At 69.6% G+C, this 20,674-nt stretch carries 17 protein-coding genes and 2 pseudogenes; 13 read left to right on the top strand and 6 right to left on the bottom strand.

Going from position 1 to position 20,674, the window contains the following annotated elements; genetic code table 11:
* Positions 1-84 precede the first annotated feature (84 nt).
* From ACI48D_RS16580 to ACI48D_RS16600, 5 genes and pseudogenes are all read left to right on the top strand, one after another.
* A complete protein-coding gene (locus ACI48D_RS16580) occupies positions 85-972 on the top strand; it encodes a TauD/TfdA dioxygenase family protein (protein WP_435572339.1) in 888 nt (295 codons plus the stop codon).
* Positions 973-994: 22 nt separating this feature from the next.
* Positions 995-2,008, top strand: a pseudogene (locus ACI48D_RS16585) (ABC transporter substrate-binding protein).
* A 13-nt stretch (positions 2,009-2,021) separates the two neighbouring features.
* Positions 2,022-2,885, top strand: a complete 864-nt coding sequence (locus tag ACI48D_RS16590; RefSeq protein ID WP_435572340.1) for an ABC transporter ATP-binding protein — start codon at positions 2,022-2,024, stop codon at positions 2,883-2,885.
* 143 nt (positions 2,886-3,028) lie between these two features.
* Positions 3,029-3,571, top strand: a pseudogene (locus tag ACI48D_RS16595) (ABC transporter permease); the annotation flags it as partial.
* A 53-nt stretch (positions 3,572-3,624) separates the two neighbouring features.
* A complete protein-coding gene (locus ACI48D_RS16600) occupies positions 3,625-3,948 on the top strand; it encodes a DUF5710 domain-containing protein (RefSeq protein WP_435572341.1) in 324 nt (107 codons plus the stop codon).
* Here the strand turns inward: ACI48D_RS16600 and ACI48D_RS16605 are convergent.
* The gene (locus tag ACI48D_RS16605; RefSeq protein WP_435572342.1) at positions 3,945-6,788 is read right to left on the bottom strand and encodes a hybrid sensor histidine kinase/response regulator; all 2,844 of its coding nucleotides are present in this window, start codon (positions 6,786-6,788) and stop codon (positions 3,945-3,947) included. The two genes, ACI48D_RS16600 and ACI48D_RS16605, sit on opposite strands and share 4 nt — an antisense overlap.
* Positions 6,789-6,974: 186 nt before the next feature.
* On the opposite strand from ACI48D_RS16605, the gene ACI48D_RS16610 reads away from it, so the two are divergent.
* The 3 genes from ACI48D_RS16610 (at position 6,975) to ACI48D_RS16620 (ending at position 8,860) form a co-directional block, all read left to right on the top strand.
* Positions 6,975-7,421 carry a hypothetical protein gene (locus ACI48D_RS16610; RefSeq protein WP_435572343.1) on the top strand — a complete coding sequence of 149 codons (447 nt, stop codon included), beginning with the start codon at positions 6,975-6,977 and terminating at the stop codon, positions 7,419-7,421.
* Between the two features lie 73 nt (positions 7,422-7,494).
* On the top strand, positions 7,495-7,911 hold the full coding sequence (locus ACI48D_RS16615) for a secondary thiamine-phosphate synthase enzyme YjbQ (protein ID WP_435572344.1): 417 nt from the start codon (positions 7,495-7,497) through the stop codon (positions 7,909-7,911).
* A gap of 88 nt (positions 7,912-7,999) precedes the next feature.
* Complete coding sequence (locus tag ACI48D_RS16620) at positions 8,000-8,860, top strand: protein phosphatase 2C domain-containing protein (protein WP_435572345.1); 861 nt, start codon at positions 8,000-8,002, stop codon at positions 8,858-8,860.
* 31 nt (positions 8,861-8,891) lie between these two features.
* On the opposite strand, the gene ACI48D_RS16625 is transcribed toward ACI48D_RS16620, so the two are convergent.
* The gene (locus tag ACI48D_RS16625; protein WP_435572346.1) at positions 8,892-11,354 is read right to left on the bottom strand and encodes a PAS domain S-box protein; all 2,463 of its coding nucleotides are present in this window, start codon (positions 11,352-11,354) and stop codon (positions 8,892-8,894) included.
* A gap of 216 nt (positions 11,355-11,570) precedes the next feature.
* On the opposite strand from ACI48D_RS16625, the gene ACI48D_RS16630 reads away from it, so the two are divergent.
* From ACI48D_RS16630 to ACI48D_RS16640, 3 genes are all read left to right on the top strand, one after another.
* Positions 11,571-11,711, top strand: coding sequence for a hypothetical protein (locus tag ACI48D_RS16630; RefSeq protein ID WP_435572347.1), 141 nt, complete (start codon positions 11,571-11,573; stop codon positions 11,709-11,711).
* Between the two features lie 22 nt (positions 11,712-11,733).
* On the top strand, positions 11,734-12,060 hold the full coding sequence (locus ACI48D_RS16635) for a hypothetical protein (RefSeq protein WP_435572348.1): 327 nt from the start codon (positions 11,734-11,736) through the stop codon (positions 12,058-12,060).
* Between the two features lie 280 nt (positions 12,061-12,340).
* Positions 12,341-13,585 (top strand): YaiO family outer membrane beta-barrel protein, encoded by a 1,245-nt coding sequence (locus tag ACI48D_RS16640; RefSeq protein ID WP_435572349.1) that lies wholly within the window; start codon positions 12,341-12,343, stop codon positions 13,583-13,585.
* Positions 13,586-13,591: 6 nt separating this feature from the next.
* Here the strand turns inward: ACI48D_RS16640 and ACI48D_RS16645 are convergent, their stop codons facing one another.
* Genes ACI48D_RS16645 through ACI48D_RS16655 form a run of 3 tightly spaced genes read right to left on the bottom strand, consistent with a single transcriptional unit; the run spans position 13,592 to position 15,408 of the window.
* Positions 13,592-14,053, bottom strand: a complete 462-nt coding sequence (locus ACI48D_RS16645) for a universal stress protein (protein ID WP_435572350.1) — start codon at positions 14,051-14,053, stop codon at positions 13,592-13,594.
* A 6-nt stretch (positions 14,054-14,059) separates the two neighbouring features.
* Positions 14,060-14,497 (bottom strand): universal stress protein, encoded by a 438-nt coding sequence (locus ACI48D_RS16650; RefSeq protein ID WP_435572351.1) that lies wholly within the window; start codon positions 14,495-14,497, stop codon positions 14,060-14,062.
* Between the two features lie 44 nt (positions 14,498-14,541).
* The gene (locus ACI48D_RS16655; protein ID WP_435572352.1) at positions 14,542-15,408 is read right to left on the bottom strand and encodes a MaoC/PaaZ C-terminal domain-containing protein; all 867 of its coding nucleotides are present in this window, start codon (positions 15,406-15,408) and stop codon (positions 14,542-14,544) included.
* A gap of 126 nt (positions 15,409-15,534) precedes the next feature.
* Between ACI48D_RS16655 and ACI48D_RS16660 the strand changes: the two genes are divergently transcribed.
* Complete coding sequence (locus ACI48D_RS16660) at positions 15,535-16,662, top strand: branched-chain amino acid ABC transporter substrate-binding protein (RefSeq protein ID WP_435572353.1); 1,128 nt, start codon at positions 15,535-15,537, stop codon at positions 16,660-16,662.
* Positions 16,663-16,762: 100 nt separating this feature from the next.
* Positions 16,763-17,755 (top strand): diacylglycerol/lipid kinase family protein, encoded by a 993-nt coding sequence (locus ACI48D_RS16665; protein ID WP_435572369.1) that lies wholly within the window; start codon positions 16,763-16,765, stop codon positions 17,753-17,755.
* On the opposite strand, the gene ACI48D_RS16670 is transcribed toward ACI48D_RS16665, so the two are convergent.
* Positions 17,756-20,512 carry an EAL domain-containing protein gene (locus ACI48D_RS16670; protein WP_435572354.1) on the bottom strand — a complete coding sequence of 919 codons (2,757 nt, stop codon included), beginning with the start codon at positions 20,510-20,512 and terminating at the stop codon, positions 17,756-17,758.
* Positions 20,513-20,674 lie beyond the last annotated feature (162 nt).

The raw sequence follows: 20,674 nt of genomic DNA on the forward strand, positions 1-20,674 counted from the left end.
GTATTTGGTTTCTCGAGATGCTTCGTTGTCGAGTCAATCATGCGGGCCTAAGCTGGATGCACCTGAACTCATCCGGAAACGCCCATGTCTGCCGTCCTCCAAGCACTCCCTGCGTCCCGCCAGCATCTCGCCATCAAGCCCTTCGACGCCCCGCTCGGGGCCGAGGTGCTGGGCCTCGACCTGTCGCAACCCGTATCGGAGCAGGACTTCGCGCTCCTGCACCGCGCCCACCTCGACCACCACGTGCTGGTGTTCCGCGACCAGCACATCGCGCCGCGCGAGCAGGTTGACTTCAGCCGCCGTTTCGGAAGGCTGCAGATCCACGTGCTGCGCCAGTTCCAGCTGCCTTCCGATCCGGAAGTACTGGTCATCTCGAACATCCGCGAGAACGGCCAACCGATCGGCCTGGGCGATGCCGGCCACTTCTGGCACTCCGACCTGTCGTACAAGGAGACCCCAAGCCTGGGCTCGATGCTGCACGCCCAGGAGTTGCCGGAAGAGGGCGGCGACACCCTGTTCGCCAACCAGCACACGGCCTGGGAGCAACTGCCGGACTACCTGTGGCGCGCGGTCGAGCATGCGCAGGCCGAGCACAGCTACCTGGCCCGCTACGCGGACCTGCAGAAGCGTAATCCCTGGCGGCCGGACCTGACCCAGGCCCAGATCGACGAGGTCAGGCCGGTCGTGCATCCGGTGGTGCGCACCCATCCCGAGACCGGCCGCAAGGCGCTCTTCGTCAGCGAGCATTTCACGACGCGCATCGTCGGCCTGCCGGAGAGCGAATCGCGCGCGCTGCTGAAAGAGCTGTTCGAGCACAGCACCCGTCCGGAATACATCTACCGCCACCGCTGGCAGCCGGGGGACATGGTGTTCTGGGATAACCGCTCGCTGCTGCACCTGGCGGCCGGCTGCCCCATTGACCAGCGCCGCAAGCTGTACCGCACCACGATCGAAGGCGATGTGCCTTTCTAATAACGATCAACGAAAGTTCACCATGCGTATCCCGTTCCGCACATTTGCCGCCGGCCTGACCCTGTCCGCCCTGGCACTCTACTCATCCACTGCCGCCCGTGCCGAGGGCCAGCTCCGCATCGCCCAGCAGTTCGGCGTCGTCTACCTGCTACTCAACGTCGCCCAAGACCAGAAGCTGATCGAGAAGCACGGCCGCAAGCTGGGCGTGCCGATCCATGTCGACTATATCCAGCTGTCGGGAGGGAATACCGTCAACGATGCGCTGCTGTCCGGCTCCATCGATGTTGCCGGTGCCGGCGTCGGCCCGCTGTTGACGATCTAGGACCGTACCGCCGGACGCCAGAACGTGAAGGGCATCGCTTCGCTCGGCAACTTCCCGTACTACCTGGTCAGCACCAACCCGAAGGTCCGGACCATCGCCGACTTCAGCGACAAGGACCGCATCGCGCTACCCGCGGTGACGGTGTCGGTGCAGGCCCGCATCCTGCAGATGGCAGCGGCGAAGCAGTGGGGCACAGCCCAGTACAGCCGCCTCGACCACCTGACGCAGTCGGTACCGCACCCGGACGCCACCGCGGCGGTGATCGCCGGGCAGACGGAACTGAACAGTCACTTCGGCAACCCACCGTTCCAGGACCAGGAACTGGTGGGCAATCCGAAGGCGCACATCGTGCTCAATTCCTACGACGTGCTGGGTGGGCCGAGTTCGTCGACGGTGCTGTACGCCACCGAGAAGTGGGTCCAGGACAACCCGAAGACCTACCGCGCCTTTATCGATGCGCTGAACGAGGCCGCGCAGCTGGTCGCCGCCAATCCGGAACTCGGAGCCGACGCCTACCTGCGCGTGACCAGGGCGAACACCGACCGCGCTTTTCTGTTGAAGGTGATCCGGAATCCGCAGATCCAGTTCAAGATCGCGCCGCAGAACACCTTGGGCCTAGCCCAGTTCCTGCACCAGACCGGCGCGATCCGGAAGCAGGCGGCCAGCTGGAAGGATTACTTCTTCGAGCATCCGGTGCTGGGCGCGGGCAGCTGAGGAGGATGGAACCATGAACGTCTTGCCTTTCCAGGGCGCCCAGGGCGCCCACCATGAGCCGCCGCGCCAGCCGGCGCCGCTACTGCGGGCCGAGGATGTCGGCATCGACTACGCCACCGCCACGGGGAGCGTGCGCGCCGCCCACGGCGTCAGCTTCGATGTCTACCAGGGCGACCGCTTCGTCCTGCTGGGGCCTTCGGGCTGCGGCAAGTCGACCCTGCTGAAGGCCGTCGGCGGCTTCGTGCGGCCCGCGGTCGGTGGCCTGCTGCTGCGCGGCCGGCGCATCGTCGGCCCGGGCCCCGACCGCATCGTCGTGTTCCAGGAGTTCGACCAGCTGCCGCCATGGAAGACCGTGAAGCAGAACGTGATGTTCCCGATGCAGGCCGGCGGCGTGAAGTGCAAGGAAGCCGGGGAGCGTGCCGATCACTGGCTGGACAGGGTCGGCCTGGCGGGCTTTGCCGACGCCTGGCCGCATACGCTGTCCGGAGGGATGAAGGCACGGGTGGCAATCGCCCGCGCGCTGGCCATGCAGCCCGACATCCTGCTGATGGACGAGCCCTTCGCCGCCCTCGACGCGCTGACGCGCCGGCGCATGCAGGAAGAGCTGCAGGCGCTGTGGGAGGAGGCGCGCTTCACCATGCTGTTCGTCACCCACTCGATCGAGGAAGCGTTGGTGGTGGGCAACCGCATCCTGCTGCTGTCGCCGCATCCGGGCCGGGTGCGCGCCGAGGTTGACAGCCACCGCTTCGGCCTGGCCAGCAGCGGCAGCCCGGACTTTCAGGCCACCGCCCAGCGCATCCACCGCCTGCTGTTCGGCGAGGAGGCGCAGGCCGCGGCCGACGTGGAGCATGCAGCGGCGATGGCGGTGCGCTCATGAGCGCGCCTTACGATCCGGTCGCTCGTCCCGAGTACGAGCTGCCGCTGCTGCCGGTGTCGGCGACTGCGGCGCCGCCGTTCACCCGGCGTGAAGGCCTGCGCGGCGCCATCCTGCGGGCCGGCTGGCTGCGCAAGTCCCTGTTGCTGGCCTCGCTGGCGATGTCCAGCCGTCTCGGGCGCGACCTGCTCGAGGTCCTGACTGCCATGTTCAATCCGCTGCCGGCGATCGCGCTGCTGCCGCTGGCCCTGCTGTGGTTCGGTCTCGGGAAGGGCAGCCTGGTGTTCGTGCTGGTGCATTCCGTGATGTGGCCGGTGGCGCTGAATGCCTATGCGGGCTTTCGTGCGGTGCCGGAGACGCTGCGCATGGCCGGCCGCAACTACGGCTTGAACGGACTGCGGATGGTGACGCAGATCCTGGTGCCGGCCGCGCTGCCGGCGATCCTGTCCGGCCTGAAGATCGGCTGGGCCTTCGCCTGGCGCACCCTGATCGCGGCGGAACTGGTGTTCGGCACCACCTCGGGCAAGGGCGGCCTGGGCTGGTACATCTTCCAGAGCCGGAACGAGCTGTTCACCGACAAAGTGTTCGCCGGATTGGCGACGGTGATCGTGATCGGGCTGCTGTTCGAGCACATCGTGTTCGACGCCGCCGAGCGCGTGACGGTGCGGCGCTGGGGCATGCAGCGCTAGCGGCGGTGCCGTCCGAGCGGCCGGGCCGCTTGTGTCGATGGTATGATGGCGCCATGATGTTTCTGAATGTTCCCTACGCCGAAAAAGACCAGGCCCGCGAGCTGGGTGCACGCTGGAATCCGGCCCGCAAGCGCTGGTACGTGCCTGACGGGGTCGCGCCCGAACCCTTCGCGCGCTGGATGCCGAAGGACGGCGAGCCGGCCTCCGCCGGCTCGGGCCGCCAGGACGCCCGTGCCGCCAAGCTGATGACCGGCACCCGCTACCTCGACGTCGACCACGACTGCAATCCCTTCGAAGCCTGCGGGCGCTGTGCGCCGGTGCTGGCCGAAAGCGGCTGGAGCGCCGCGCGCGAGGACGTGCTGAAGGCCCTGCGCTAGCCGCGCGCGGCAGGCGCTTCCGCCAGCGCGGCCAGCAGGGCATCGAGGTCGACCGGCTTGACGAAATGGCGGTCGAAGCCGGCCGCCCTGGACAGCACCTTGTCATGCGCCTGGCCGTAGCCGGTCAGGGCAAGGTACAGGGCCGCGCGTTGCTGCGGCTTTTCTTCCGCCATCGCGCGCAGGCGCCGCGCCAGCACATAACCGTCGATGTCGGGCAGGCCGATGTCGAGGATGAAGACCTCGGGCCAGTCCCGTCCGGCCAGCGCCAGCGCGCTCTGCGGCCCGTGGGCCACGCCGACGCGGTGGCCAAGGGTGCGCAGGATCTCGGCCAGCGACTGCGCGGCATCGGCGTTGTCGTCGACGATCAGGACGTCCAGGCTGCGCGCGGCGCCGGCTGCCGCGGCAATGCCGGCGGTGGCCGGCACCCCGGCCGCCGCCTGCGTGAGGGGCAGCACCACGCGGAAGGTGCTGCCCAGTCCCGGGCCCTCGCTTTCGGCCTCGACGCTGCCGCCGTGCAGGCCGACCAGGCTCTTCACCAACGCCAGTCCCAGCCCGAGGCCGCCCTGGGCGCGGTCCGGGGTGCGCTCGGCCTGGGTGAACAGGTCGAACACCTGGGGCAGCAGGTCCGGCCCGATGCCGATGCCGTTGTCGCGCACCGCGATCGATGCGAAGCCCGCATCGACGTCGAGCGTGAGCGTGATCGCGCCACCCTGCGGGGTGTACTTGGCCGCGTTGTTGAGCAGGTTGGCGACCACCTGCACCAGGCGGATGCGGTCGCCGTCGACCCAGGCCGGGGCAGCGTCCAGGGCCAGGTCGAGGTAGTGCCGGCGCGCCTCGACCAACGGGCGGGCCTGCTCCAGCGCGCTGGCCACGACGGCTTTCAGGTCGACTTGTTCGCGCTGCAGTTCGACCAGGCCGCGGGTCACGCGCGAGACGTCCAGCAAATCGTCGACCAGGCCGGTCAGGTGGCGCACCTGGCGCACGATGATGTCGCTCGACTGGCGTACCCGCTTCTCGTCGGCGGCGACATGGACCAGCAGCTGGGCCGCGCTGTTGATCGGCGCCAGCGGATTGCGCAGCTCGTGCGCCAGCATCGCCAGGAACTCGTCCTTGCGCCGCGCCGCGGCCTTCAGCTCCTCCTCGCCGCGCTTCTTGTCGTGGATGTCGGTCAGGCTGCCCATCCAGCGCACGATGGCGCCATGTTCGCCGGTGACGGGCAGGGCGCGGTTCAGCACCCACCGGTATTGGCCGGAGTGATGGATCAGCCGGTGCTCCACCTCGAACGGTGCGCCACCGGCCTGGCTGCGCTCCCAGGCGGCCAGCAGCGCGGGCAGGTCTTCCGGATGGATGAAGGCATGCCAGCCGCGGCCCGCGGACTGCTCGATCGTCAGGCCGGTGAACTCGGTCCAGCGCGAATTCAGGTAGTCGTTCTCGCCCCCGGCGGGGGCCGACCACACCATCTGCGGGATCACGTTGGCGATCGAGCGGAACCTGCTTTCGCTGTCCTTCAGCGCGCGCTCGGCGGCCACCTGGGCGGTGATGTCGAGGTCGGCGGCCACCGCCCCGACGATCTCGTTGCGCTCGTTGCGGATGGCGGCGGTGCGGATCAGGATCGTGCGCCGCGTGCCCGGCGCACCGAAGGGTTCGATCTCGGCACGGCCGCCGCCGACGTCCTCGCCGCGCAGCACGCGCGCAATCGGCCATTCGTCGGCGCCGATCGGCTGGCCGGCGCGCGGGTCGCCGGCCGGCCACCAGCCTTTCCAGTCGCCGAAGCCTTCGGCCGCGGCCGGGGCAGGGTGGCTGCCCCAGATGTCGCGGTTGGCCGAATTCGCGACCAGCAGCTTGCCGGCGGCGTCGACGTAGACGATGCCGACCGGCGCGGCGTCCAGCAGCACGTCGAGGCGGCGCCGGTTGTCCAGCTCGCGCAGCAGGGCGCGCGAGGCGATCCGTTCGCTGTCGTCGCGCGCCAGCTCGGCCTTCTTGCGCTCGGTGATGTCGATGGCGACGCCGGCGAAGCGGCGCCGGCCCGTGCTGAGGTCCTGGAACAGCTTGCCGCGCGCGTTCACCCAGACCTCGGCGCGCGCCAGCTGCGGGATGCGGTATTCGATGTCGTACGGGGTATCGGTGACGATCGCGTGTTCGATCGCGGCGACCACGCGCGGGCGGTCGTCTGGATGGATCATGCTGGTGAAGCGTTCGAGCTCGGTGCCGGCGCGGGCCAGCGCGGCGTCGACCTGGAACAGGCGCGCGAACTGCTCGTCGACGAAGGTGGCGCCGGTATCGAGCTCGTAGGTCCAGGTGCCGATGTTGCCGGACGCCGTCAGGCACAGGGCGTAGCGTTCCTCGGCTTCCTTGTGGCGGGCCAGGGCGAGTACCTTGTCGGTGACTTCGACCACGGTGCACATCAGGCCGCGCACCGCGCCGGCCTCGTCGCGCACGGGGCTGTACGAAAACGTGAACCAGGCCAGCTCCGGATAGCCCTTGCGTTCCACCGTGACCTGGAAGTTCTCGAAGAACAGGGCCTCGCCGTCCAGCACGCGGCGCGCCAGCGGCGCCATGGTCTCCCAGATTTCCGGCCAGACGCTGGACAAGGGCGCGCCGAGCGCGGTGCCGGTCCGGTTGCCGAGCATCGGCGCATAGGCGTCGTTATGGAAGACGAACAGCTCCTCGCCCCAGGCCAGAAAGGTCGGAAAGGCGGAGCCGAGCACCATGCCGAGCGACATGCGCAGCAAGGTCGGCCAGCCGTCGACGGGACCGAGCGGGTGCGCGCTCCAGTCCTGCGCCAGGGCGTGCGCGCCGGCGTCGCCGCCGTTGGCCAGGAAAGCGTCGCGGTGATTCATCGTGGAAACGGTCCGGTAGCGATTAAACTTGTCATTCTACCCAACATTCGCGGGCGGCGCCGCGATGGTCACCGTGGCGCCGCTACAACCGGTGGCGACAGAATCGCCTCCATGTGATTTTTCGAGAGCTTCTTTGCCGGCACTGGTAGTAGTATGACGAGCGTCAATCTACCGGAGTCGAATGCCATGCTGACCGTCGAAACCCTGGAGCGCTCCGAAGTGGCGGCCGATGAATGGCTGCGCCTGGGCGTGCGCATCGTCGTTACCGGACGCGACGGCGCCAACAGCCAGGCCGTGCTGCAGCAGGTGCTGGCCCTGTTCTGGCCGACCGCCGAGCTGTTTGACTTCTACACCACGCCGTATCCGCGACTGCCGGACGCCACCGTGCTGCGCGTCGCCTTCGACCTGCCGGCGAGCTACGCGGCGGGCGTGAGCGGGATCGTGCAAGCCATCGGCGGCTCCGGCTGGATCGTCGACATCTACGAGGACGGCGAGCAGGCCGCCTGCTGGAAGCCGGAAGACGGCGCCGTGCGCCCGCTGTGCCAGCACTTCCATTCGGCGGAGATCAACCTGATTCCGTCTTCGCACCTGGCGGACTTCCGCAAGAGCGCCGGCCCGTGCCTGCGCCAGTAAACAAACGATCCCGACGCCTATCGCACCCTGCTCGAATCGACCACGGCGATTCCTCGGAAGATCGGGGGCGACCATGAGCTGGCAGACCATCCTCGAGATCGCGACCGCCGGACGCGGCACGCGCGACATCACCGCCGCCGTGGCCGACGCGGTCGCGGCGTCCGGGCTGCGCTGCGGCCTGGCGCACGTCTTCGTCCAGCACACCAACTGTTCGCTGACGATCACGGAAAACGCCGATCCCGACGTGCGGCGCGATCTCGAGACGATCATGGCGCGCCTGGCGCCCGACGGCGATCCGGCTTACCGCCACGATGCCGAGGGGCCGGACGACATGGCCGCCCACGCGCGCAGCATGCTCAGCGCCACCGGCCTGAGCGTGCCGGTCGGCGGCGGCCGGCTGCTGCTCGGCACCTGGCAGGGCATCTATCTGTGGGAGCACCGCACGGCGCCGCACCGGCGCCGCGTGGTGGTGACCGTGCTGGGTGCCTGAGCCGGGCTTTCCAAGCCAAGCCGAGGCTGATTATGCATCTCTCCGGAAATTGTTCTATAGTTAAGGCAATATATTCGGGAGCAATGCAATGGGCTGGACTTCAGTGTCCTCGGGCGGCGGCGGCCACGCCAACGAGGATCATGTGGCGGTATTCGAGCAAGGGCACGTCGCCGACATCGTGGTGCTGGACGGCGCCACGTCGGTGGCGAGCCGGAATTACATCGACCACCAGGCCGGCGACGTGGCCTGGTTCGTGCGCCGTTTCAGCGCCGCCTTCGGCGACGCCCTGACCGGCCGCTGCCCCCAGGAACAGGCGGTGCGCACTGCGCTCGAAGCGGTGCGCACCGATTTTCACTGGCACACCGCAGGGCTGGCGGTGCCGGTGTATGCCTGGCCGATCGCGGCCATGACCTGGATCCGCATCCTGCCCGGACACGGTGCGTCCGAGCTGATCGTCTACTGCCTGGGCGACTGCAAGACCCTGCTGCTGCGGCCGGACGGCAGCGTGCAGGACCTCGATCCCTGGGTGAATCCGCAGGAAGCGGTGCTGCAGAAGGCCATCGCCGCATTGGCCGGCGAAGGCGTCGGCGATCCGGCCGAGCGCCGCGAGCGCCTGCTGCCCATGCTGAGGCGCCGCCGCGAAGAGCAGAACACGGCGCCGATGCCGCAGTCCCTGTGCCTGATGCCCGCCGGTTCGTTCGCCGCGCGCCGCTATTCGGTACGGGCCGAATCCGGCGCGGTGCTGCTGGTGATGACGGACGGCTTTTACCGGCTGGTCCATCCCTACGGCCTGCACAGCGATGCCAGCCTGGCCCGGGGCTGCGCGCGCGACGGCCTGGACGCCATGCTGGCCGGGCTGCGCGCCCACGAACACGCGGCCGGCGCCGGCACCGACCTGGCCGTCAAGCAGGCCGACGACGCCTCGGCCGTCGTGTGGCGCTTCGATTGAGGAACAGCGCGGCCGGCCGGAAGGGCACCGGCTAGCCCGCGCGCGGCGCGCGCTGGCGCAGGGCCGCGAGCAGCTGGCCGGCGTCGACCGGCTTGACGAAGTGGTGGTCGAAGCCGGCCTGGCGGGTCAGCTCGCGGTCGCCCTGCTGGCCGTAGCCGGTGAGGGCCACATACAGGGCGCCGCGGCATGCCGGGTGCGCGCGCAGGCGGCGCGCCAGCTCGTAGCCGTCCACGCCCGGCATGCCGATGTCGAGGATGAAGGCGTCCGGTGCCGCCGCCGGCGCCGCCGCCAGCGCGCTGCGCGGGTCGCTGAAGCTCTCGACCTTGTGGCCGGCCGCGGCCAGCAGGGCGGCCAGCATGGTGACGGCGTCGACGTTGTCGTCGACCAGCATCAGCGACAGCGGCGCCCCGGCCGATGCCGCGCCGCCGCCATCGGCCCCGGCGCTGACGGCGCCTTCGGAGGTGGCCAGCGGCAGCTCGACGGTGAAGCTGCTGCCCTGGCCGGCCCCCTCGCTGTGCGCATGGATCATCCCGCCATGCGCGAGCGCGATGGTGCGTGCCAGCGCCAGGCCCAGGCCGAGGCCGCCCTGGGCGCGGTCCGGCGTACGCGCGCCCTGGGTGAACAGGTCGAACACGTGCGGCAGCAGGGAAGCTTCGATGCCGCTGCCGTTGTCGCTCACCCGCACCCGTGCGCCGGTGCCCGCCGTCTCCAGCGCCACCGCGATGCGCCCGCCGGCGGCGGTGTACTTGGCGGCGTTGGCCAGCAGGTTGGCGAACACCTGGATCAGACGTGCGCGGTCGCCGCGCACGGTGAGGTGGGCGGCGTCCGGCCCCAGGTCGAGCGAGAGGGCATGGCGGCGTGCCTCGAGCAGCGGGCCAAGCTGCTCGACGGCGCTCATGATCACGCTGCGCAGGTCGACGTCTGCCTTCTCGTACTGCACCATCCCGCGCGTGACCCGCGAGACGTCCAGCAGGTCGTTCACCAGCGAAGTCATGTGATTGACCTGGCGCCCGATCACCTCGGCGAAACCGCGCACCTTGTCCGGGTCGGCGGGAGCGATGCGCAGCACCTGGGCGGCGGCGCTGATCGGTGCCAGCGGATTGCGCAGTTCGTGGGCCAGCATCGCCAGGAACTCGTCCTTGCGCTGGTTGGCGTCCTGCAGTGCATCCTCGGCCAACTTCTTTTCGTGGATGTCGGTGTCGGTGCCCAGCCACTTGACGATGGCGCCGCCGGCGTCGCGCAGCGGCAGGGCGCGCGCCAGGATCCAGCGGAATTCGCCGCTGTGGTGGCGCAGGCGGTAGGTCATCTCGTAGGGTTCGCCGCGCGCCACGCTGCGCTGCCAGATTTCGCGCCCGGCCTGGCGGTCTTCCGGATGCAGCACCGCCTCGGCCCAGCTCGTGCCCTCGACCGCGCCCGGCGCCAGGCCGACGAACTCGTCAAACTGGTCGTTGTGGTAGTCGATGCTGCCGTCCGGCAGGGCGGTCCAGACCATCTGCGGCATCGCGTTGGTGATCGTGCGGAAGCGCTGCTCGCTGGCCAGCAGCTCGTCCTCGGACTGCTTGCGCTCGGTGACGTCGCGGGTGGTGCCGGCGACCGCCTCGACTTCGCCGTCCGGTCCCAGCACCGGCACCAGAATGTATTCGTACATGCGGCGTCCGAAGGTGCCGTCGAAGGGGACCTCGCCACGGACCGGGCGCCTGGTCGCCTTGACCTGCTCGATCTCGCGGCCGTGCATCTCGGCGTGCCAGCCGGGGTAGCCCAGCTCCAGGCAGTTCTTGCCGATCGCCTCGTCCCAGGTCTTGCCCCACATCTGCAGCAACACCGCGTTGGCGTAGGCGAAGCGGTGTTCCAGGTCGAACACATAGACCAGGTCGGGGGTGGCCGACAGGACTGCCTCGTAGAGCCGGCGCCGGCGCTCGGATTCGGCGGCGACCATGGCCAGGTGCTCCCGGGCCAGGGCGTCGCGCTGCTCGCTGTCGCGTTCGCGCAGGTGGCGCTGCACGACCAGGGCGGCGAGGTCGGCGAAATAGGCGATGTCGTCCGCCAGGCCGGGGCCGGGGAGTCCGGGCGCGCGGCGGTAGAAGGCCAGCGTGCCGATCACGACGCCGCCCGGCGCGTGCAGCGGGTACGACCAGCAGGCGTTGACGCCATGCGTCCGCGCCAGCGGCAGCCATGGCGCCATCCGCGGTTCGGCCGCCAGGTCGCCGACGACCACCGCCTGGCGCAGGTGGGCGGCGCGCCCGCAAGCGGCTGCGTCGGCGCCGATCGGCAGGCGGGCGAGGGCAGCAGCCAGGCCCTGGTCCATGCCGATCGACGCGGCCAGTTCCAGTTCGTTCTCGCGGGGGACGGCCACGTAGATGGCCGCCATCGTGGCCTGGCCGGTCAGGCGGCAGGCAGCCTGCAGCAGGCTGGCCGTCAGGGTCTCGAAAGGCGCGTCGCGCACGGCGAGGGCGAGCACATCCTTCATGCTTTCGAGATTCAGCCGTTCTTGCATCCCATCCTCTCATGATTATCGGAAACGCATGATAGCGCAGGAGCAGGGCGCGAAAGTCGGTATTGCAGAGGCCGATAGGAAAGGCTTGTTGCGAGGGGGCGACAGAGGCGCTTGCGCTATAACAACGCTTGTGGTTTTTCTGGAAGCATCCGTGGCGCGCCTTTTTTGGCAATCGTATTATGATTCAATATAGATAACGCACTAGAAAGGGATGTCATGAGCACCGATAAAGGTTTCCGCCTCTCACGTTTTTCGCAGCACAAGCAACGCGCCCGCCGTGTCCGCATCGGGGTCGTGCTCGTGCTGTGCGCCCTGCCGGTGGCGATGGCCCTGGCCAAGTCCGGCCTGCCGCTCTGAGACGGCTTCACCGGAGACAGGCATGCGCGCACGGCAGCCAGGTGACCGCACCCGGGACAAGGCCAGCCTGGCAAGGGATGTGCGCCGGGTCCTGCTGGGGGCCGGCGCGATCCTGCTGGTGCCGCTGGTAGCGATGCGCTTCACCCGTGAAGTGAACTGGGGGCCGCTCGACTTCGCCGTCGCCGGCCTACTGCTGGCGGGCATCGGTAGCCTGTACGTCCTGCTGGCCCGCAAGCTGCGCACCGCGCCGCAGCGCAGGGCGATCGGCGGCGGGCTGCTGCTGACCCTGGTGCTGGTCTGGGCCGAACTCGCCGTCGGCCTGTTCGGCAGCCCGATCGCAGGCAGCTGAGTCTCCCGCAACACCTCCCTGCGCCAGCGGCTTCAGCCCGAAGCCGAGCGCCGCCCCGCCGCAACCCTGTCGCCTATCCGTCGACGCTCGGCAAGCTCACGCCGCTGAGCGGTGGATTGCCTGAGCACGCGGCTTGCTAGGCTTGCAGCAAAAATTGACGGATTTGCGCGACAGAAGTAGATGCGGAAGGGTGGTTTCCTTGACGCAATAGAGCCAGTCCGGCACAGTTTCGCCTGCGCGCGACCGCCGCGCCTCGTCGCTCCTTGCCGCTTTCACATTCATGCCCATCGATTTCCAGCTTCCGTCCGATCCGCCCTCACAGGTCCAGTCCGCCAGCGCAACATCCTTCGACGACCAGTACGCCAAGGCCCGCGCCTTGGCCAGCGGCGGCCAGCCGGAACTGGCGCTGGCCGCGTACTCGGCGCTGCTGACCTGCTCGCCGGGCAATGCCGACGTGCTGCTGAGCCGCGGCATCGTCCATGCGCGCCTCGGACGCTGGCGCGAGGCCGAGGCCGACCTGGGCGCGGCGGTGAAGGCCTCGCCCGACTACGCCGACGCCTGGGAAGCCTTGGGCAATACCTACCGCTGGAGCGGACAAGCGGCCAGGGCGCTGGATGCCTATGAGCGCCTGGCGGCGCTGCGCCCGAACGACCCGCACGCGCTGCTCGCGCGGGCACGCGCGCACCGCGCCCTCGGCCATGCGGCCCAGGCGCGCGCCGACCTGGAGCGGGCACCTGCCCTCGGCGGCGACGCCGGCGAGATCGATGGCCTGCTGGCCGAGCTGCAGCCGCGCCCGCCGGTCCCGTCCGCCGGCAACCCGGATGCGGTCAATCCGGCCGGCGCCAGCTGGGCCGCCAGCCTGTCTTCGGGCTGGACCGAGGTCGGCAACGGCCCCCGGTGGAACGACCAGACCGCCAGCGTGCGCCATTACCTGCCGGCCGGCTCGCTCGCCTTCGAGGCCCTGCGCGCGCAGCGCTTCGGCCGCCACGACGCCGCCTGGGCGCTAGACGCCTACACCGGCCTGTGGCGCGGCGCCTATGCCAACCTGCGCTACCAGCACGCCGCCGGCAGCCGCCTGTTTCCCGCCAACGCCGGTCGCGTCGAGGTCTGGCAGGCGCTCGGCCAGGGCTGGGAAGCCTCGCTCAGCGACGACGTGCTGGGCTTTGGCGCGCGCGTCAACATCTACGGCGCCAGCCTCGCCAGATACATCGGCAACTACTATGTCCAGCTGCGCCACCAGGCCATCGTGTCGGCGGGCTCGCACAGCACCGGCGAACGCTTGCTGGCGCGCTGGTACTACGCCGGCGACGCCGATAACTACCTGGAGCTGAGTGCCAACAGCGGCCGCAGCGACGATCCGCTCAGCCTGGTGGGTGGACGCGCCCGCTCGGGCGGCGGCGGTGTCGCCTGGGTGCGCTACTTTACCCCGCAGTGGGGCGGCAAGATCGGCGCGAGCTTCTCCCGTTCCGCCGCCGGCGGCGGGGATGAGCGCGGTCTGTCGTTCGCGCTGGTCCGCCGCTGGTAGCCGTGCTCATGGTGCGTTCGACGGACCGCGCACCACCAGCACCGGGATAGCGCACAGGCTGAGCACCTTCCAGGTCTCGCTGCCGAGCAGGCGCGCGCGCAGGTTCGCGCCGAGGCCCGCGTGCCCGTGCGAGGCCATCACGATCAGGTCGCAATGGCGGTCGCGCGCCGTCTCGACGATCGCGGCGGCCGGGCTCTCGTGGTGGATCATCAGGGTTTCGCAAGGGACGCCGGCTTCGCTGGCGCGGCGCGCGATCCAGGACAGGGCATCGGTGCCGGCCTGTTCGCGTTCGGCCAGCCAGGCGGCGCGTACCGCATCCTCCTCGGCCAGCGGCCCCAGGCGGTCGGGTGGCCCGGCATGAAAGCCGACGATGGAACCGCCGCCCAGCGTCGCCAGTTCGAGGGCGGTGGCGAGGGCGGCACTGCACAATTCGGTGCCGTCGGTGGGAACGAGGATGCGCTTGTACATGGCGGCTCAGCGATGGACCAGCACCGGGATCGTGCTGTGCACCAGCACTTTCTGGGTTTCGCTGCCCAGCAGCACGCCCTTGAGGCCGCGGCGTCCGTGCGAGGCCATCACGATCAGGTCGCAGCCCAGGCGCTGGGCGGCGGCGATGATGGCGGCGTAGGGGTCGTCGTCGACGGCATGCTCAGTGCGGCAGGGCACGCCGGCCTCTTGCGCGGCGTTCTCGACGTCGGCAAGGATGCGCCGGGCGCGCGCCTCGCTGACGGCGGCGAACTGCTCCGGTGTCTCTTCCAGCATCTCGCTGTCGGTGCTCAATACGTGGAAGGCGGGCGTGGCGGTCAGGCCCACGACCTCGGCGCCCACCTCGCGGGCAAACTCGACGCCGGCCAATATCGCGCGCTGCGAGGGGGCGGCGCCGTCGGTCGGTATCAGAATGCGTTTGTACATGGTTGACTCCCCATGAATAGGCCCAACCTATTCAGTATAGTCGATCATGCACATTGCATAGTTTGAGATGAATCAAAGCTGAACTCACCCGCGACGGCGATGCGGCCGCCGGCCTCGACGGTGTAGCGCCCGGCTTCCAGGTCCGCCGCGAGCGCCACGTCGCTGCCGAGGTGAATCGGCGCGCGGAAGCGCCCGCCCAGCCGGGTAAGCGGGCGCCCGCCGGCCCGTTCCAGCTCGGCGCAGGCGCGGCCCATGGTGTGCATGCCGTGGATGATCGGCGCCTTCAGGCCCATCAGGCGCGCCGACCAGGGCCACAGGTGGATCGGATTCCAGTCGCCGGACAGCGCCGCATAGTCGCGGCCGCTGGCGGACCCCAGCCGCCAGCCGGCGACCGCTGCCGGTGCCGGCGCGGCAGACGGAGGGTGGCGGGCGCCGCCGCGCCGTCCGCGCACCACCAGGTAGGTGCTGGCGCAGGCGAACACCAGGGCGCCGTCCTGGGTCGCGCGGGTGTCCAGCAGCGCGTGCACGGCTCCGTTCCCGGCCGGCGGCCCGACCCGCACCTCGGTCAGCAGCGCGAGCGGACGGTCGGCGCCGGGCGGGATGCCGGCGCGCAGCGCATTCTCGACGTGGATCGCGCCCACCAGCCGGAACGGGAAGGATGCGCCCAACATGGTCGCCAGGTGGGCGCGCTGGGCCAGCAGGTAGCAGTAGGTCAGCGGCAGGTGGCTGCCCGTGAAACCGAGGGCGGCCCGGTAGCGCGCCAGCTGCGCGCTGTCGATGCGGCCGAGCCGGTAGCGGGTCGTCGCGCAGCCAGTGGCGGCAGCGGGGGGCGCCGGCCGCTTGAACAGGGCACGCAGCAGGGTCGCGCCGGACATCGGCGGCAGCGGCGGGAAAGACGGGTCAGGATGCATGACGAGGATTGTGCCCGAAACGCCGGGTGAAAGGCCAATGTTGCCCTGCAAACCTTGTCTGTTAACGCCGTTCGCTGTACCCTTATGGTTTGGTTATATAGAATCACTTATTTAGATGAGGATGGAATGAAGAAGTACGCGTTTGCCCTCGCGGCACTGTCGGCCGCCGGCCTGGCGCCGGCCCAGGAAGTCGTCCGGATCGGCCACGTGGCCGCCATGACCGGACCGGTGGCCCACTTCGGCAAGGACAGCGAAAACGGTGTCCGCATGGCGATCGAGGCACTGAACGCGCGCGGCGCCACGATCGGCGGGCGCAAGGTCAAATGGGAGCTCGCAGCCGAAGACGACGGCGGCGATCCGAAGCAGGCCACCGCCGCGGCCCAGAAGCTGGCCGATGCCAGGGTCAACGGGGTGATCGGCCACGAGACTTCCGGCACCACGATCCCGGCCTCGAAGATCTACTACGATGCCGGCATCCCGCAGATCACGGCCTCGTCCACCAACCCCAAGTACACGCTGCAGGGTTTCAATACCGCCTTCCGGGTGGTCGCCAACGACATCCAGCTCGGCCGCGCGCTGGGCCGCTACGCCGTCAAGAGCATGGCGGCCAAGCGGGTCGCCGTGATCGACGACCGCACCGCCTACGGCCAGGGCCTGGTCACGGAGTTCGTCAACGGCCTGCGCCAGCAGGGCGTGAACGTGGTGGCCAAGGAGTTCACCAACGACAAGGCGACCGACTTCTCCGCGATCCTGACCCGCATCCGTGCCAGCAATCCGGACCTGGTCTTCTTCGGCGGGATGAACGCGGTGGCCGGCCCGATGCTGCGCCAGATGAAGCAGCTCGGCCTGAACGTCAAGATGATGGGCGGCGACGGCATCTGCTCGGACGAGATGCACAAGCTGTCCGGCGGCACCATGGCCGATGGCCAGGTCGTGTGCGCGGAAGCGGGCGGCGTCGAGGCGGCGGGCAAGGCCGGCATGGACAACTTCCGCGCCGCCTACCGCAAGCGCTTCGGCATCGACGTCCAGATCATCGCGCCGTATTCGTACGACGCGACCCTGATCCTGGCCGAGGCGATGAACAAGGCCGGTTCGTCGGCGCCGGCGAAATACCTGCCCGAGCTGGCGAAGATCCACTACAAGGGCGTGACCGGCAACATCGCTTTCGACCCGCACGGCGACATCCGCGACGGCACCATCACCCTGTATACCTTCAAGGGCGGCCACCGCACCCAGATCGCCGTCACGAAGTAATCCCGACTTGGCCCGGTGTGTCCGGGCGGCAAGCGGGAACGGTCCTCCTTTCGGAGCTGTTATGCTGAAAAGACAGCAGATAGAGGAGGAAGCAATCACGATGGCGAAGCAGGATCCCCGGCCCGATGCGCCCTTCCACGTCGTGCTGAACGCCGGCTCGGGCCATACCGACACCGAGCTGCGCTGCGCCACCATCCGCGAGGTCCTGGAAGCCGCGGGCCGGACCTGCGTGCTGGAGATCGTGCACGACGGCGCACGATTGCCCGAGACCGCGGCCCGGACGGCGGCGCGCGCCGCGCGCGAGGGCGCGATCCTGGTGGCGGCCGGCGGCGACGGCACCCTGAACGCGGTCGCGCACGAGGCGGTACGGCACGGCTGCGTGTTCGGCGTACTGCCCCAGGGCACTTTCAATTATTTCGGCCGTACCCACGGCATCCCCGAAGACCTGCGCCAGGCCGTGCACGCGCTGCTGCGCGCCCGCGTGCGGCACGTGCAGATCGGGATGGTCAACCAGCGCAGCTTCCTGGTGAACGCCAGCGTCGGCCTGTACCCGCGCCTGCTCGAGGAGCGCGAGCACGACAAGCGGCAGTTCGGGCGCAGCCGCGTGGTGGCCCTGCTGTCGGCGCTGAAGACGGCGCTGGGGCGGCACCGCAACCTGCGTATTGCGCTCGAGCTGGACGGCGAGTCCCGGCGCCTGCGCACCCCGACCCTGTTCGTCGGCAACAACCGCCTGCAGATGCGGCAGGTCGGCATGCAGCCGCTCGACCACGCGGTCGAGGAAGGGCGGCTGGCGGCGATCGCGCCGCGTCCGGTCGGGCGCTGGCGCATGCTCGGCCTGCTGCTGCGCGGCGCGCTCGGGCGCCTGGGCCAGGCCGAGGACGTGGTGGCCTTTGCCTTCCGCAGCATGACGGTGCGCGCGCCGCTGCTGTCCGGACGGCGCCGGGTCAAGGTCGCGGTCGACGGCGAGATCTGCAAGCTGGCGCTGCCGCTGCGCTTCGAGGCGCTGGACGGCAGGCTGGCGCTGCTGGTGGCCGATCCGCCGCAACGGGCGGCCGGAGCGGGCGAAGCAGCGGGCCAGGACTGCGCGCTCTGATCACGCGCCGAGCAGCGCGCGCAGTCCTTCCAGCGGCAACGGACGGCCCAGCAGGTAGCCCTGCGCTTCGTCGCAGGAGGCAGCGCGCAGGAAGTCCAGCACCTCGGTGGTTTCCACGCCTTCCGCCACCACCGACAGCTGCAGCGCGTGCGCCATGTCGACGAAGGCCTTGACGAAATCGAAGGCACTGATGCGGCCGTCGTCCTGCAGGACGAAGGAGCGGTCCAGCTTGAGCACGTCGATCGGCAGGCGCCGCAGGTAGGCCAGGCCGGAATAGCCGGTGCCGAAGTCGTCCACCGCGAGCTTCACCCCGATCGCTTGCAGCTCGCCCAGCATCGCGGCGGTGCGTTCCAGGTCTTCGATCAGCGCGCTTTCGGTCAGCTCCAGTTCGAGCGCGGACGGCGCCAGCCCGGCGTCGTCCAGCGCCTGGCGCACCTCGGCCACGAAGCCCGGCTGCGCCAGCTGGCGCGCCGAGACATTGACCGAGACCCGGATCGGACGCCCGAATTCGTCGACCAGGCGGCGCGTCTGGCGGCAGGCCTCGCGCAGCACCCAGCGCCCGATCGGAACGATGAGTCCGGTCTCCTCGGCGATGCCGATGAATTGCTGCGGCGGCACCATGCCCTGCTGCGGATGGCGCCAGCGGATCAGCGCTTCCATGCCGACCACCGCCATGTTGCGCAGGTCGACCCGCGGCTGGTAGTGCAGTTCGAATTCCGCGCGCGCCAGCGCCGGCCGCAGCGACAGTTCGAGCCCCATGCGGGCGCGCGCCGCCACCGTCATCTCGGCCTCGAAGAAGCGGTAGCGGTTGCGGCCTTCCGCCTTGGCGCGGTACATCGCCGTGTCCGCGGTCTGGAACAGCAGTTCGCGCGTGGCCGCATCGCGCGGGTACATGCTGATGCCGATCGAGGCGCCGACCACCACGTCCTGGGCCCCGACCGTCACCGGCAGGGTCAGGACTTCGAGCAGCTTGGCGGCGATCGCGGCCGCCGCTTCGGCGCCGCACACTGCGCCGCCCTTGCATTCGGCCGCCACCACGAATTCGTCGCCGCCCAGGCGCGCCACGACGTCGCCAGGTCGCAGCACCCTGCGCAGGCGCGCCGCCACTTCGCACAGCAGGACGTCGCCATGCTCGTGGCCGAAGGAGTCGTTGACCTCCTTGAAGCGGTCGAGGTCGAGGAACATCACCGCGATCGAAGCGCCCGGCGCGCAGGCTTCGAGCATGCGCTGCAGGCGTTCGTGCAGCAGGGCGCGGTTCGGCAGCCCGGTCAGGGTGTCGTGGGTCGCGAGTTCCTGCAGGCGGTGCTCGGCCTGCTTGCGGTCGGTGATGTCGGTCAGCAGGCCGGTGAAGGACGCGAAGCTGCCGTCGGCGTCGCAGTGCGCGCTGCCGTTCAGCAGCACGTGCAGCAGGCGGCCGTCGGCATGCTGCAGCACCGCCTCGGCCCCGTGCAGGGAGGCGTGCCCGGAATGCTCCGCTTCCAGCCTGTCCCAGGGAAACACCCTGAACAGCTGCGCCAGGCGCGTGCCGACCAGGGTCTGGCGGGCGTAGCCGGAGAGGGCGCACAGGGCGGGGTTGACGTCGAGAATGCGCTCGTCGGCGCTGGCCAGCAGGTAGCCGGCCGGCGTCATCTCGATCACTTCGCGGAAGCGCTGCTCGCTCTCGCGCAGCTGGCGCTCGGCTTCCTCGCGCTCGGTCAGGTCGCGTATGATCGCCTGGAAGAATTCCTGGCCGCCGTCCTCGAAGCGCGAGACATGCACCTCGGCCGGGAAAGTGCTGCCGTCCTTGCGGCGCTTGAGGATGCGCAGCAGGTGGGTCTGCCCCTGGCGCAGCGTCTCCAGCAGCTGCGGTCCATACACGTAGTTGCTGTCGATGTCGTGCACGGGCAGGCCCACCAGCTCGTCCTCCGTGTAGCCGAAGTGGGCGCAGGCGCGGCCGTTGGCGGCGACGATGTTCAGCTCGTGGTCGGCGATCAGGATGCTGTCGCCGGCCTGCTGGAACAGGTTGCGGAAGCGCTGTTCGCTCTTGCGCACCGCTTCCTCGGCCAGGCGCTTCTCGGTGATGTCGTGGAAGTAGACCGACAGGCCGTCCGGGGTCGGATAAGCACGTGCCTCGAACCAGGCGCCGGACGGTTCCCAGTAGGCTTCGATACTGGTCGGCTGGCCGCCGTCCATCGCCTTGCGGTATTGCTCCAGCACGGCCGTGCCGGCGAGGTCCGGCGCCACTTCCAGCAGCGGCCGCCCGATGCTGGAACTCAGCTCGACGTTCACGAAACTGGCGGCCTTGCCGTTGGCGTAGATGATGCGCCAGTCGCGGTCGACGGCAAAGAAGGCGTCGCCGATGCTTTCCAGCATGCCATTCATGCGCTCGCGCGAGCGCTGCAGTTCTTCCTGGGCGGCGCGGAATTCGGTGACGTCGCGCGCGCTGGCGTAGCCCAGCTCCTCGGCGGCCGACCAGCGTACCGACAGCGCCAGGCAGACCGTACGGCCGTCGCGCCGGTGCCAGCGCAGTTCGCGGTCGCGGCAGGGGATACCGGCGCAGGCCGCATCCCACAGGCCGTCCAGCGCGGCGCGGTCGGCCTCGAGCACCAGTTCGCGGCAGGGACGGCCCAGCAGTTCGGCAGGCCCGTAGCCGAGAACCTCGACGGCGGCGGCGTTCACGCGCAGGATCCGGCCGGCGCGGTCGAGCACGGCCATCAGGTCGAAGGCGTTGTCGAAGTGGGCGCGGTGGGCCTCTGCGAGGGAAATCGGCGCGTTCATGTCGTGGTGTCGTTCAGGGTGACCGGACGCGGGCTGCGCGTGCCTGGGATTGCGAGGGGTATGCAGGGCGGGTAAGACTTGATGCCCAAGTATATCATTCCACACGGCAACATTCTCCTTGTGCGGAATCTTTGCGGCGAATACGCAACGCCGGTGCGCGCA

Source organism: Massilia sp. LXY-6 (genome assembly GCF_051233485.1).
Taxonomy (GTDB): Bacteria; Pseudomonadota; Gammaproteobacteria; order Burkholderiales; family Burkholderiaceae_D; genus Telluria.

Excerpts from the sequence above, each read along its gene's own strand:
- ACI48D_RS16580 (WP_435572339.1), top strand. The coding sequence starts at position 85 with ATGTCTGCCGTCCTCCAAGCACTCCCTGCGTCCCGCCAGCATCTCGCC.
- ACI48D_RS16590 (WP_435572340.1), top strand. The coding sequence starts at position 2,022 with ATGAACGTCTTGCCTTTCCAGGGCGCCCAGGGCGCCCACCATGAGCCG.
- ACI48D_RS16600 (WP_435572341.1), top strand. The coding sequence starts at position 3,625 with ATGATGTTTCTGAATGTTCCCTACGCCGAAAAAGACCAGGCCCGCGAG.
- ACI48D_RS16605 (WP_435572342.1), bottom strand. The coding sequence starts at position 6,788 with ATGAATCACCGCGACGCTTTCCTGGCCAACGGCGGCGACGCCGGCGCG.
- ACI48D_RS16610 (WP_435572343.1), top strand. The coding sequence starts at position 6,975 with ATGCTGACCGTCGAAACCCTGGAGCGCTCCGAAGTGGCGGCCGATGAA.
- ACI48D_RS16615 (WP_435572344.1), top strand. The coding sequence starts at position 7,495 with ATGAGCTGGCAGACCATCCTCGAGATCGCGACCGCCGGACGCGGCACG.
- ACI48D_RS16620 (WP_435572345.1), top strand. The coding sequence starts at position 8,000 with ATGGGCTGGACTTCAGTGTCCTCGGGCGGCGGCGGCCACGCCAACGAG.
- ACI48D_RS16625 (WP_435572346.1), bottom strand. The coding sequence starts at position 11,354 with ATGCAAGAACGGCTGAATCTCGAAAGCATGAAGGATGTGCTCGCCCTC.
- ACI48D_RS16630 (WP_435572347.1), top strand. The coding sequence starts at position 11,571 with ATGAGCACCGATAAAGGTTTCCGCCTCTCACGTTTTTCGCAGCACAAG.
- ACI48D_RS16635 (WP_435572348.1), top strand. The coding sequence starts at position 11,734 with ATGCGCGCACGGCAGCCAGGTGACCGCACCCGGGACAAGGCCAGCCTG.
- ACI48D_RS16640 (WP_435572349.1), top strand. The coding sequence starts at position 12,341 with ATGCCCATCGATTTCCAGCTTCCGTCCGATCCGCCCTCACAGGTCCAG.
- ACI48D_RS16645 (WP_435572350.1), bottom strand. The coding sequence starts at position 14,053 with ATGTACAAGCGCATCCTCGTTCCCACCGACGGCACCGAATTGTGCAGT.
- ACI48D_RS16650 (WP_435572351.1), bottom strand. The coding sequence starts at position 14,497 with ATGTACAAACGCATTCTGATACCGACCGACGGCGCCGCCCCCTCGCAG.
- ACI48D_RS16655 (WP_435572352.1), bottom strand. The coding sequence starts at position 15,408 with ATGCATCCTGACCCGTCTTTCCCGCCGCTGCCGCCGATGTCCGGCGCG.
- ACI48D_RS16660 (WP_435572353.1), top strand. The coding sequence starts at position 15,535 with ATGAAGAAGTACGCGTTTGCCCTCGCGGCACTGTCGGCCGCCGGCCTG.
- ACI48D_RS16665 (WP_435572369.1), top strand. The coding sequence starts at position 16,763 with ATGGCGAAGCAGGATCCCCGGCCCGATGCGCCCTTCCACGTCGTGCTG.
- ACI48D_RS16670 (WP_435572354.1), bottom strand. The coding sequence starts at position 20,512 with ATGAACGCGCCGATTTCCCTCGCAGAGGCCCACCGCGCCCACTTCGAC.